This window comes from Bacillus sp. FH (assembly GCF_052216825.1).
Taxonomy (GTDB): domain Bacteria; phylum Bacillota; class Bacilli; order Bacillales; family Bacillaceae_G; genus Bacillus_A; species Bacillus_A paranthracis.
Window position 1 is genome coordinate 302,526 of sequence record NZ_JBQOUU010000001.1, and the last position, 12,704, is coordinate 315,229.

At 35.7% G+C, this 12,704-nt stretch carries 14 protein-coding genes and 1 riboswitch; of the genes, 6 read left to right on the forward strand and 8 right to left on the reverse strand.

Features of this window, described 5'->3' with window-relative positions; translation table 11 throughout:
- Positions 1-7 precede the first annotated feature (7 nt).
- Both pdxR and ACTT1L_RS01685 read left to right on the forward strand, forming a co-directional pair.
- On the forward strand, positions 8-1,450 hold the full coding sequence (gene pdxR, locus ACTT1L_RS01680; RefSeq protein WP_061130679.1) for a MocR-like pyridoxine biosynthesis transcription factor PdxR: 1,443 nt from the start codon (positions 8-10) through the stop codon (positions 1,448-1,450).
- 80 nt (positions 1,451-1,530) lie between these two features.
- Positions 1,531-1,971, forward strand: a complete 441-nt coding sequence (locus ACTT1L_RS01685) for a YaiI/YqxD family protein (protein ID WP_000708750.1) — start codon at positions 1,531-1,533, stop codon at positions 1,969-1,971.
- Between the two features lie 86 nt (positions 1,972-2,057).
- Here the strand turns inward: ACTT1L_RS01685 and ACTT1L_RS01690 are convergent, their stop codons facing one another.
- From ACTT1L_RS01690 to ACTT1L_RS01715, 6 genes are all read right to left on the reverse strand, one after another.
- The gene (locus ACTT1L_RS01690) at positions 2,058-2,372 is read right to left on the reverse strand and encodes a DUF3892 domain-containing protein (protein WP_000358184.1); all 315 of its coding nucleotides are present in this window, start codon (positions 2,370-2,372) and stop codon (positions 2,058-2,060) included.
- A gap of 80 nt (positions 2,373-2,452) precedes the next feature.
- A complete protein-coding gene (locus tag ACTT1L_RS01695; protein WP_001006678.1) occupies positions 2,453-3,277 on the reverse strand; it encodes a DUF2785 domain-containing protein in 825 nt (274 codons plus the stop codon).
- A gap of 127 nt (positions 3,278-3,404) precedes the next feature.
- Entirely contained in the window at positions 3,405-4,076 is a 672-nt protein-coding gene (locus ACTT1L_RS01700; RefSeq protein ID WP_061130677.1) for a uridine kinase, read from the reverse strand.
- Positions 4,077-4,187: 111 nt separating this feature from the next.
- On the reverse strand, positions 4,188-4,931 hold the full coding sequence (locus tag ACTT1L_RS01705; protein ID WP_000410977.1) for a metallophosphoesterase family protein: 744 nt from the start codon (positions 4,929-4,931) through the stop codon (positions 4,188-4,190).
- A gap of 13 nt (positions 4,932-4,944) precedes the next feature.
- Positions 4,945-5,871 carry an aminoglycoside phosphotransferase family protein gene (locus tag ACTT1L_RS01710; RefSeq protein WP_000391246.1) on the reverse strand — a complete coding sequence of 309 codons (927 nt, stop codon included), beginning with the start codon at positions 5,869-5,871 and terminating at the stop codon, positions 4,945-4,947.
- Positions 5,872-5,885: 14 nt separating this feature from the next.
- Positions 5,886-6,683 (reverse strand): VOC family protein, encoded by a 798-nt coding sequence (locus ACTT1L_RS01715; RefSeq protein ID WP_442821747.1) that lies wholly within the window; start codon positions 6,681-6,683, stop codon positions 5,886-5,888.
- A 98-nt stretch (positions 6,684-6,781) separates the two neighbouring features.
- On the opposite strand from ACTT1L_RS01715, the gene ACTT1L_RS01720 reads away from it, so the two are divergent.
- A complete protein-coding gene (locus tag ACTT1L_RS01720) occupies positions 6,782-7,792 on the forward strand; it encodes a sulfite exporter TauE/SafE family protein (protein ID WP_140394921.1) in 1,011 nt (336 codons plus the stop codon).
- A gap of 19 nt (positions 7,793-7,811) precedes the next feature.
- On the opposite strand, the gene ACTT1L_RS01725 is transcribed toward ACTT1L_RS01720, so the two are convergent.
- Positions 7,812-8,273, reverse strand: coding sequence for a GNAT family N-acetyltransferase (locus ACTT1L_RS01725; RefSeq protein ID WP_074543693.1), 462 nt, complete (start codon positions 8,271-8,273; stop codon positions 7,812-7,814).
- Positions 8,274-8,596: 323 nt separating this feature from the next.
- Positions 8,597-8,789, forward strand: a riboswitch (Lysine riboswitch).
- A gap of 112 nt (positions 8,790-8,901) precedes the next feature.
- On the opposite strand from ACTT1L_RS01725, the gene ACTT1L_RS01730 reads away from it, so the two are divergent.
- The 3 genes from ACTT1L_RS01730 (at position 8,902) to ACTT1L_RS01740 (ending at position 11,591) form a co-directional block, all read left to right on the forward strand.
- On the forward strand, positions 8,902-10,368 hold the full coding sequence (locus ACTT1L_RS01730; RefSeq protein WP_001083374.1) for an amino acid permease: 1,467 nt from the start codon (positions 8,902-8,904) through the stop codon (positions 10,366-10,368).
- 113 nt (positions 10,369-10,481) lie between these two features.
- The gene (locus tag ACTT1L_RS01735) at positions 10,482-10,787 is read left to right on the forward strand and encodes an iron-sulfur cluster biosynthesis family protein (protein WP_001026158.1); all 306 of its coding nucleotides are present in this window, start codon (positions 10,482-10,484) and stop codon (positions 10,785-10,787) included.
- Between the two features lie 33 nt (positions 10,788-10,820).
- Positions 10,821-11,591: a DNA alkylation repair protein gene (locus ACTT1L_RS01740; RefSeq protein ID WP_000521717.1), complete on the forward strand. Its 771-nt coding sequence runs from the start codon at positions 10,821-10,823 to the stop codon at positions 11,589-11,591.
- Between the two features lie 169 nt (positions 11,592-11,760).
- Here ACTT1L_RS01740 and ACTT1L_RS01745 read toward each other — a convergent pair whose 3' ends face one another.
- The gene (locus tag ACTT1L_RS01745) at positions 11,761-12,528 is read right to left on the reverse strand and encodes a MerR family transcriptional regulator (protein WP_442821748.1); all 768 of its coding nucleotides are present in this window, start codon (positions 12,526-12,528) and stop codon (positions 11,761-11,763) included.
- Between the last annotated feature and the right edge of the window lie 176 nt (positions 12,529-12,704).

The window sequence follows — 12,704 nt, forward strand, 5'->3', positions numbered from 1 at the left end:
GTTTTTTATGGAATGGAAGCTAGATAGTGACAGTAAAATCCCTATTTATCAGCAAGTTGTTGACTTTATTGAAAAACGTATTACATACGGAGAACTTCCTCCAGGTAGCTTCCTACCTTCCGAACGGAAATTAGCTACGCAGTTAAATGTAAACCGAAGTACAGTAACGACTGCTTATAATGAACTACGTGCTATGGGAATTGTAGAAAGTACGACTGGTAAAGGAACACGTGTGAGTACACATATGTGGGGCGTTTCTCCAACATTAACGCCGAACTGGAGAAATTTCGTAGAAGGCGGTACGTTCTTACCAAACTTGCCGTTACTTCGCCATATTCGGGCAGAAGTACAACAAAATGAAAACATTATTGATTTTGCAAACGGAGAACTCGGTTGTAATCTCTATCCTCACGATCAACTACAAACGATTTTACGGGAACAACCGTTAACACATTCATTAAGTTACGATCATCCGCAAGGCTATCTCCCGCTTAGACAAGCGGTAGTAAAATATATGAAAGAACATTTAAAAGTTGAAGCGACTGAGCAATCCATAATGATTACATCTGGTGCACAGCAAGCACTTCACCTTATCGTACAATGTTTATTAAACCCAGGTGATGCTGTCGCTTTCGAAAGTCCATCACACTGTTATTCCTTACCGTTATTCCAATCAGCAGGTATTCGTATTTTCCCATTACCTGTCGATGAACACGGTATTAATCCGGATGATGTGCAAGAGCTATATAGAAAGCATCGTATTAAAATGATCTTTTTAAATCCAAATTTCCAAAATCCTACGGGCACAATGCTGCATCCAAACCGTAGAAAAAAACTATTATCGCTTTGTGCAGACTTACGAATTGCGATTGTTGAAGATGATCCGTCTAGTTTACTTACGTTAGAAAAGAAACAACCTTGCCCTACTTTGAAATCGATTGATGAAAATGGAACTGTCATTTACGTGCATTCTTTATCAAAAATGATTGCACCAGGATTACGAGTTGGTTGGCTTGTCGCTCCGCAGTCTGTAGTAGAAAGGTTATCCGATGCAAGACACCAAATGGAATTAGGGATGAGCATTTTCCCGCAGTGGCTTATGCAGCAGTTTTTTGAAACCGTACCATTTCAGTCTCATATCGTACCGTTACGAAAACAACTAGCAGAAAAAAGAGACGTTATCGTCCGCGCTCTAAACGAGCAACTTCACGATAAAATCTCTTTTTCAAATCCGACCGGTGGTATATACATATGGGGGAAATTAAAAGAACCGATCAACGAAAAACAACTCATTATGCAAAGCTTAAAACAAGAAATTGCTTTTATGCCTGGTAGTATTTTCGGCGCGAAAGATGGTTATATACGTTTATCTTATGGAAAAGTGGATATTGATCAAATTGAGGAAGGTATTTCTCGCTTGCGTGAGGCTATTTTGGTTTGTGAAAAGTAACTTTAGATACAAACCCTCGTTTGACAAAACCTAAATCTACCATTATCATCAACACGAACCTAGTTATAGGAGTGATACCAATGAAAATCTATGTTGATGCAGATGCTTGCCCTGTAAAAGATGTAATTATTTTTGAAGCTACGAAGGCAGAAATTCCTGTTACCCTCGTTACAAGCTTTTCTCATTATTCTAATGCAGAGCAACCAAAAGGCGTGGAAACAATTTATGTTGATTCTGGAGCAGATGCTGCGGATTACCGAATTATGCAGTTAGCCCAAAAAGAAGATTTAATCATAACACAAGATTACGGTCTTGCTTCGCTTGCTTTAGCAAAAGGTTGTATCGTACTACACCATAAAGGCTATAAGTATACGAATGATAACATTGAACAATTGTTACAAACACGATATTTAAGTGCAATGGTTCGAAAAAGTGGTAAACGTACAAAGGGACCGAAACCATTTACAGCAGAAGATAAAGAAAAATTTAGAGCACTCTTTAAAAGTTTTATCGCACGTTAAAAATGAACCGTCTATTTGCAAGAAAAACTTCGTAAAATAAAGAAGAGAATATCCAAATGAACATTCTCTTCTTGGGGTTTACCCGTTTAAAATGAAGGTAAATTATCTAAGTTATTTTCTTTTATTCCATCAGGTTCGCTACGTATAATATCTCTGCCATACTTATGAAATACGTCCACATGAGCTAACTTCCCTGATTTTGCTTCACTAAGAGCAGTCATATAATCTAACTCTCTCCCGCTACTTGTTTTAAAAGCAATTAAATCCCCATCATCATTTTTACGAACTGCAACTATTTGTTCTGCTCCTGTATTAACTTCATGGTCTACTTCGAATTGAGCTTGTTCTTCTCCTTGATATAAATAATCATTATACACTTTTTCAAAATCTTTTTTGTCCATTAAACTCACCTCCAACACATTTTATTAGTATGGTTGGGAGGTGCTGGTTTTATATAATTTCCTTTTAGCAAAATGGATTTTTAATACCTACGCAAATCCTTCAAAGTTTCCAAAATATCATCTGTAAAGGCTGTACTACCCTCTGTCTCTAAAACTCTAAAATATAAACTTCTTAAGAAAGCTCTAATATTTTGTACTAAAATATCATACTGAGGATGCGGGATGTCTTCAACAATTGCTATACTATGTAACCAGTTGCTCCACTCTTCTTCTGTTAAAAGATTTTGATTACGTAACGACATAATTGGCGTTACTAATCTCTCATCCTCAAAGTGTATGTAAACATAGTCATTTAGGCGAACTTTCTGACGAACAGCTGCAAGAATCGCATATGAAAACTCACGATTTTGTATTGTACGTGCTAACGCATCGAGCGCATCCGCTGCATGTGCAGTAGAGTGTGCCCATCCTTTTCCTTCTACATAACCTCTTACATCTTCTTCTAAATATACATATTCCAGCACTTGTTCTGCTACGCTGTATAGTTGTTCTTCTGATAACAACGGTTCTCTTTCATGAACAGATAAAATAAGTGGTGGAATTAATACAGAGAATGCACGTTTAAAAACAGAGTCTGTTCCCTTTTCACCAATTTTATAAAATAAATAATCAGGACTAATTGCTTGTAGCATTAATCCCCGTAATTCTTTTTGTCTAAATACATCATTTGTAATCCATGTGTGAAGCGTACTATAAATTAAATCATCACGTAATTCAGCATCAGGTGATCCGATGTAATCTAGCATCCACTGCGCATATGGATATGCATCTACGTCTTCTGGTACAGCATAATTATTATTTTTAATTTGTAGTAGTTCTTCTTTTAATTCTAGTACTTCATTCATTCTATTTTTCTCCCCTTTTTGCGTTTCTTATTGCCTTATCCCCCGTTTTTCACTTTCTAAAGCTAATATAATTATACGAGAATTATAACTATTAATAAAAGGCTATACATATACTTTTGATTGTGTATTACATTCGCTCTTGAAATATAAGTTCTGGATTTGCTAAATCACTATTCCGAAATACAACATCCGCACACTCTTTCGGATTATGCTCATCCATATACATCTTACAGGCCGCATGATACCTGCTCAAAAACATCTTCTCTGCTTCTTCATAACTTCCAAAAGCTTCAGTTTCCCGCTTAGCACCACGTTTTCTCGCAATCTCAAAATCTGTATCTACAAAAATTTTGTAATCAAATAAATGCTCAACGTCTTTTTTTAATAGAAATGTTCCATCTACTATGAGTACCATATTGGTTTGAGCCATTAACGGCTCATTATGTACAGGAATATCCGTTTTTAAATTATGAGAGATCGTTTCATACTGTAAATTCCCATTAGGTCCTAAAGGTTTTAATAGTCTTTCTTTGAAAGCTGTATAATCGTGTGCGTCTTCATAATACCCTCTTGCAGATTCTTTACCTTGTGTATAACGAATCACTTTTGGGTTATGAAAATCGTCAATGCTAGCGCGCGTTACTGGTAACCCTCGTTTTTTTATTTCTTCCGCTACTTCGTTTGCAAATGTTGTTTTTCCTGATGCTGTAATACCGCTTACTCCAACTCTTGTTGGATGCGTTACATTTAACGTTAAAATATGATTAGCAATTTCTTTTATACTTTGTTTTCGGTTCATGATATTTCTCCCTTCATTTAGTTTACATAATAAAATTATAATTAACTTTTATGTCACTATTTGTCGGTAAGTCGATATCCTTTGTCGAATCGTTGATATATTATGATTGACTTACTTTCCCTTAAACCCTCGATATAAAGCAGTCCGTAATTCTTGTTTGTATTCTTCAATTTCTGGCATATCGAGCTCTTCTGCCAGCCTTATAGCTAATTCAATATCGTACGGTACACGTACAAGCTGGATGGAAAAACTTGCTGCTTCTTTTTTATTGTAAGTTCCTTCGAATATTAAATAGGAAGCTTGTGTAATTTCAAGCGGATTTCCTACGCTACCAGCGTTACATAACGTTTTCCCTCTGAAATTTTGAACGAACGCTTGGTGAACATCACCGTAGCAAACGACATCTGGTTTTCTTTCTCCTTCTATATTCTCTGTGAGCTCACTGTTTTCGAACATACTAATACGCTCTTCTCTTGAAGCGTGTGGTTGAATTCTTTCATATAAACTTCTTGGTGAGGCGTGGAACATTCGAATGAGTTTTCCACTCATATAAAACTCGATTGAAAATGGCAAGCTTCTTAAATAGTCATTTTGTTCTTCCGATAGTTGTTTTTGATGCCATTTTAATGCTTCAAATTCAGTCGGCTTTGTAATAAAATCATCCCAGTTTCCCATTACGACTACTTCACATTCTTTACGAATGATTTCAATTACTTCGCTAGAATGAGGACCTTTTCCTACTAAATCTCCAAGACAAATAATGCGTTCAATTCCTCTCAATTTAATATCTTGTAGTACAGATTCTAAAGCTGGAATATTACCATGTATATCTGAAATTACTGCTATTTTTTCCATATAAATTCCTCCTTTATTTATTAAACTCACTTGATTGATACCATTTTGGAATATAGGATGAAAATTGATTATGATCTTCTAAAATTTGGTTCAATCTTTCCTTCATATTATCTACTAAATGCGGCGTGCTTCGGTTTGTCCATACGATATCAGCTGGGAATGTCATTGCTGCATATAAGGAGTACAGTTTCCAAAAATGAAGTGATGGTTCCCCTCCGCAATAACTATGGACTTGTCCAACCGCAAATGGTTTGCTTATTCTCGTAGTAAAAATCGCTACGTTATAAAAATCGTGAATTGGATCACCAAAATCATATCCACCAAAATCGATAACGATAAATTCTTTATTATGAATCATACTATTTGCTGGATGGAAGTCATCGTGTAAAAATGTGATTGGACGATTTTTTAATAAGTCTCTATGATTTTCTACAAAGGTTAATACTGGCTTCAAATCTATAAAATTCACTTCGTAATCTGCTAATGCCTCTATGTATTTTTCGTATTTATTCCATCTAAATGTTTCCCATTTATCACTTGCACTTTCTCTTTCAATTGAGTGAATTCGCTTTAATACTTCTCCAGCTTTTCTTCCTGCATGATACTGTTCTTCCGCCGATAGCTTACTTAAGCCCTCTTCACCATTTACACCTTGGGCCCATTCAAATACTTGAACACATTTATTTAATTCCTCAAGTTTTATGAAATGAATTAACTTCGGCGTTGGAATATGTAATAACTCTAATTGTTTCATATACGTATATTCTTCTTGTTTACGTTCAAAATAAACAGCATCACATACTTTTACAAAATATGTTACTCTATTTTCTAATTTTATTTTATATTTCTCTTCATGTGAAAAACCTTTTGAAATAGCTGTACACTTTACAATACAAGGCAATTCTAGTTTTCTCTCTATCTCTCTAAGTATTTCTTCCAAAGCGTTCACCTCTATCAATATATGTACAAACTACCTAACACTTCATACTCTCGTTTATTTTCCCCTTTAAATTCTACTGCAAATGGATTTTCGCCATGATTCTTCAAATATTCTAGTACTAGCCCTTTCCCAATTGGTTCACAAAACTGTACTTGAATGTCACCAAACGATACACTTTGACACTCCGCATTCCATTCTTCATTTTTCATGACTGGAGTTGCAGTTAGCTCCATGACTGCTTTCCATTTCCGTACTGTTTCTCGAACATTTTTTACTGCGTAATGGATTGTTTCAATTTGTTGTACTTTGTTTTTATGTTCCGTGATTGTTCCAATGTTACGTAAATCTTTTCTTCTTTCTTCATCTGTTTCATTCCACTGTATAAAGAAAGGTAATTTCGGCCCGTTCTCTTCTTGCTTTACAAATAACATTTTCCATTCTAAAAGGCGGCCATCTTTTCTCATACGTTTCCCTTCAAATGGTCCTATTGTTTGTAAACCGTATTTACTAAACTTATCTGCTAATTCTTCAATGGTATCTGTTCGAATTGCGATTTGCAGCATCCCATCGCCATCTTGTAATTTCACTACCGTTTCTTGTACTAACGGATTTTCTGCTTCTTTCGCTTTTTCTTCATGTTGAACTGCTAAAAATTCTATGTATGATAAATCAAAATAACTTAAACTATTCCAAGTACCCCAAGTAGTATGCTCTCCGCCTAGTACAGTATGAAATCCAAGTGCCTGCATTTGTTTTACCGCTTCCTCCGGTGTGCCATGAACTGCGTGAACGAGATGATCAAATCGTAACATGTCTTTCTCCCCTTTCTCTCCATCCTTTTATTGTATATTTTATTTTTCTTTCATTCAATTCAAAAAACTTTAAAACCCAGTTGATTTATACGATTAATATGTATTATAATGAAACAAATTTCAATATTGCTGATTGGAAAAACCAAAGGCACTTTTCTCACACGGGAAAAGTGCCTTTTTCATTTACTATTACAGGGGGATTTTTTATGCAGAAATTAATTGTCTTTGCTATTATTGGATTTTTCGCTCAATTGATCGATGGAGCACTTGGAATGGCGTACGGGGTAACGTCTACCTCACTTTTACTAATGTTTGGTATCGCACCGGCTGTAGCTTCCGCATCTGTTCATTTAGCTGAAGTTGTTACAACCGCCGCTTCTGGTGCATCTCACCTCAAATTTGGGAACGTTGATAAATACACCGTTTCCAGGCTTACATTACCAGGAGCAATTGGCGCATTTGTTGGAGCATGTTTTTTAAGCAATTTACCTGGGGATGTAATTAAACCGTACATTTCTGTATTTTTATTTACTTTAGGGGTTTATATTTTATTACGATTCATTATTCAAAAACAGATTGTTACTTCAAATAAACGTATGTCGGCTAAACAACTTGTTCCGCTTGGCTTATTCGCTGGATTCGTTGATTCAACTGGTGGTGGGGGCTGGGGTCCGATTACGACACCTGTACTTCTAGCAAGAGGAAATGAAGCTAGAAAAGTTATCGGATCTGTAGATACGAGTGAGTTTCCTGTTTCACTTGCTGCAACAATTGGTTTCTTCATCTCACTCGGCTGGGAACAAGTAAGTTGGGTTTGGGTATTTTCGTTAATGCTTGGCGGTATTGTCGCAGCTCCAATCGCTGCATGGTTAGTGCGCATCGTTCCTTCTCATTTACTTGGCGTATTAGTTGGTGGCCTTATTATCTTTACAAACATTCGTACACTACTTACTACATTTAAAGTGGATCCAACTATTATTTCACTTTCTTACGTGGCAATTGGTCTTGTCGTTATTATTTCTATTTTCATTGCTGTTCGCAATCATTCCAATCGTTCTAACGCATCAACAGCCCAATATCCGAATGATCAAAAACAGATGCTACCTTAATTACTAAAAACCGCTCAACTTACTTCGAGCGGTTTTTTTCTATTTTCCAATTCATCATTGTTTCTGTCGAATCTACCCTTTTCATATGTAACTTCTCTAACACACGAATCGAACCATAGTTATCAAGGAGCGTCTCTGCAATAATCGTTTCTACCTCTCCTGTCTGAAAAGCCCAATCTATTAGTTCTTGTACAGCTTCTGTCGCATACCCTTTATTCCAGTATTTCTCAATAAATCCGTAACCAACTTCTACTGTATGTTCCTCATTTGGTTTCCCTTTAAAACCTATATCACCTAGAACGATGTCATCTTCTTTTCGAATGACATACCACGCGCCCCAAGGTAATACCTCCTTATTTTGTTTTACATTTTCTACATGCCCTACAATATGTGGGCCACTATTATATCCTTGCTCGTTAGCAACGTGAATACTCTCTTCTGTACACGGCACTATATAGAGCCTTTCTGTTTCTAATTTCATTTTGATTTCCCCTTTTTTGCTTACACGTTACTCTAATTATATCAAAAAATATGACCTGATTATGAATGTCGAATTATATTTTCTGAATTTTCTTTTAATTTTTGAAGGGTTTTTCAATATTTTTTGCGAAACATTTGTATAACAATTTTTTCTTTGCTTATTGTTACATAATAGTAGGTTCGGGTGGAGTTTTGCAAGCGTTTCCTATACAATAACCGATATTTTTTGATTTTTTCCTACAAAATATCTTGCAATATATTCAGAAACTCATTACAATTGCCATATATTAAAAATCTTAGCAATATATCAAATCCTCATCAATCCGATGAGGTAGAGGTTGCGACTTTTAAGAGTAAAACGGACGAGACACAGAGAAAGTCACCGACTCCGTTTGAAAGGAAAAGTTGCCGAAGTTTATATTTCTTCTCTGGAAATATGAGCTGGGGCTGTCTCCGAAAGGAACAGAACTGTCACGTTTACAAAATTACCGTGTAAACGTGGGGTGCTATCTTAACGGAAGGGTATGATGGGGTGGTTATTTGTGAAACGTTCCGCCAAATTCCTTTGGCGGTTTTTTGTATTTTTCTCCCCCGCTCCTTCCTATCTTACAAGAAAAGGAGTGTTGAACATGAATAGCGCAACGAATCAAGCTACCTCTAAAACAGAAGCTACAAAAGGAAAAGGTGAATTAAGACGCGGTCTAAAATCAAGGCACCTTACGATGATTTCTCTCGGCGGTACAATTGGTACCGGACTATTTCTTGCCAGCGGTGGTGTCATCCATTCAGCTGGACCTGGCGGTGCATTAATTGCATACGCCGCAATTGGAATTATGGTTTACTTTTTAATGACAAGCTTAGCTGAACTCGCAGCTTACATGCCTGTTACTGGATCTTTTAGCACGTACGCAACAAAATTTGTTGATCCATCACTTGGCTTTGCACTTGGATGGAACTATTGGTATAACTGGGCCATTACGATTGCTGCTGAACTAGCTGCAGTAACATTAATTATGAAATTTTGGTTTCCTGATACTCCTTCCCTCATTTGGAGCGGATTATGTTTAGCTATTATTTTCCTTTTAAACTACTTATCTGTTAAAGGATTTGGTGAATCTGAATATTGGTTTGCACTTATTAAAGTAGCTACAATTATTATCTTTTTAATTGTAGGGTTTATGATGATTTTCGGAATTATGGGCGGCGAAACGGTTGGATTTAAAAACTTCACTGTTGCAGATGCACCATTTAATGGCGGCATCATGGCAATTATCGGTGTATTTATGGCAGCTGGTTTCTCATTCCAAGGTACTGAATTATTAGGTGTAGCTGCTGGTGAAACATCTGATCCAGAGCGTAATATTCCGAAAGCAATTCGCTCGATCTTTTGGCGTATCCTTTTATTCTATATCCTTGCCATTCTCGTTATCGGTTTATTAATTCCTTATACAACTGAAAGTCTTGCCGCAAGTGATGTAACAGTAAGTCCATTTACACTTATTTTTGAAAAAGCGGGCGTTGCCTTCGCTGCTTCTGTTATGAACGCTGTTATTTTAACGGCAGTACTATCTGCTGGTAACTCTGGTATGTATGCATCAACTCGTATGCTTTGGGATTTAGCTCGCCAAGGGAAAGCACCGAAGTTTCTTGGTAAATTAGATAGCCGCGGCGTACCTGTTAACGCATTAATCGTAACATCGATTGTCGGTAGTATCGCTTTCATTGCTTCTTTATTCGGTGACGGTGTTGTATACATTTGGTTATTAAATGCATCAGGAATGTCTGGCTTTATCGCATGGGTTGGAATCGCAATTAGTCATTACCGTTTCCGTAAAGCATATATCGCACAAGGAAAAGATTTAAATGACTTACCTTATAGAGCAAAATGGTTCCCATTCGGACCAATCTTCGCATTTGCACTTTGCGTCATCGTAATTTTAGGTCAAAACTACGGCGCATTTATGGGTGAATCAATCGATTGGAACGGCGTACTCGTTTCTTACATCGGTTTACCACTCTTCTTAGTACTTTGGTTAGGATACAAATTTACGAAAAAAACAAAAGTCATTCCACTTGATAAATGTGAACTGAAATAAAGGGAGACGAGCAAACAAATTTGTTTGCTCGTTTTTTATTACAAACCTCTTTACTTCCCTATTTCTTCTGTTTTTGCAATAATAAAGGAAATATAAATAAAGGTTGGGATACAATGAACATTCGCATTACTGATGAAGCAATAGCAGCTATACATAGATTAGAACGTGAAGATAAAAAAATCATTCGCATTAGAGGGACAATGACAAACTCTTGTAGTATTTTCGTTGATGTCGATTTAATTTGGGATACATATGTTGCAGATGATGTTGTATATGAAGATGCAGACCTTATCTTGCAGATGGATTCATTTACGAAAGACTACACTGGTGATACAGTGAAGCTTGATTATAAGACGACAGGTTTTAGTATTACGACTCCGAGTGAGACTTTAGTTTATGGATTGTCGATTAAAAAATAAAACTTGTTTTCAACTGACCACTGAGGTGAAAAAATGGGTAAATATGTTCCGCTAAAATTTTTATTTAACGAAGAATTAGCAGAAAAAATGGCTGATTCTATTTGTAAACACGATCCTACTTTCTCTAAAAGAAACTTTGTGTCTTCCGTAACATGTAAAGTTGAAAATTTAGAGTTAAAGCAGCGTATTGAAGTAATGGCAGATGAATTACACAATGCTTTACAAAAAGATTTTAATGAAGCAATACATATATTACTGAAAACATTAGGACCAGAAAATACAACAGAAGTAGGTACATTTACAAACGGATATATGTACATGCCTATTGCAAAATACGTTGAAAAATATGGGCTTAACGATTTTGAAACCTCATTCAACGCCATGTATGAAATAACGAAAAGGAATACTGCTGAATATGCCATTCGGCCTTTTCTTCAAACATACCATGAAGACACACTAAACATATTACAAAAGTGGATTCATGATGAAAACAGTCACATTAGAAGATTAGTTTCTGAAGGTACGAGACCTAGACTTCCTTGGGCTAAAAAAATAGGAGCTCTGAAAGGTGACTTTCAGTACAATTTACAGCTTCTTGAGCCTTTAATGAATGACCCTTCTAAATATGTTCAAAAATCTGTAGCCAATCATATTAACGATATTACGAAAGAAGATAAAGAACTCGTTTTTCAATGGTTGCAGCAATTACGTGATAAACAGCATCCAGTTAATCCTTGGATTATAAAACATGGGTTACGAACGGTGATTAAAAATGGTACTTTACCAAAAGATTTTTGTTTTTGAGTATTTTAAACAAAAACGCGTATGCTTCAAAAATAAAGCATACGCATTTCTTTCTTTTAAATACAGCAATAACAAACGTATTTTTCCAACATTCCACTTCTTCAATGAAAGGTCTATAGCATTATTTCGATAAAGCTAAACCACCTACCATTGCTCATAAAATCTATCCCTATTCCATTTCTACTTGCTTCATATAATATTCCATCGCTTCATTAAGCCATTTTTGTTCATCTTCTGCGAAAGGCGAAGGTATCATATTTTCAAGTTCTTGCATATCCAGTTCTTCCACACTAGTATTAGCTAACTTTTGTATCAGATCCTCATTAAGAAATGAAAAAGACTCTTCAATATATTCCTTAATCATCTCTTGTACTTTCGAATCCTCGACTGGTTTACCATATAATTGCTTAACCTTTTTAGACAAGTGAATAAACGTTTTATCCAAAGCAATTTTATCTTCTTCTGATTTCTTTGATATTTCTTCCACGATATCCGTTAACTTATGGCGTTCCGTCCATTCTTTGTGTGTATGTTCAGTATTCATACCGTAAATAAGACTAAATAATACAGTACTATCTTCCTCTTCTTCCTCTTCGACTAACTTCATTACTCTTTTAATTACTTGCATTGATTGCTCAATTTGTTCTTTTTCTCTTTCTAACACTTGCAAATGGAGAGACAAACTTTCATTCAAATCAACACCAAAACTTGATTCGTGTAACAAATTAGCGACTTTATCTAGACTATAGCCTAGAAATTTTAAACTTAGAATTTTTTGTAAGGTTATAATATCTTGATACTTGTAAATGCGATGCCCTGAGGAAGGATTCTTTTCAGGTTGTAATAACCCGATTTCATCATAATAGTGCAAAGTAGGAATTGGTATTCCCGTTTTTTTCGAGAATTCTCCAATAGAAAACTTTTTATTCGTATTCATGTAAATCCCCCTATTAAAAGTATAAACCCATTTTAAAACCTAAAGTAACTAGAGGTTCAAGAGGTAATTTAAGAAAATTCAAAATGTAGAAAATGCATATAATCAATATGTATTGCGCTATCCCATTTTATGGCCCGATTATTGACCAGCAAAACTTTCCCTCACAAATTCAAAGG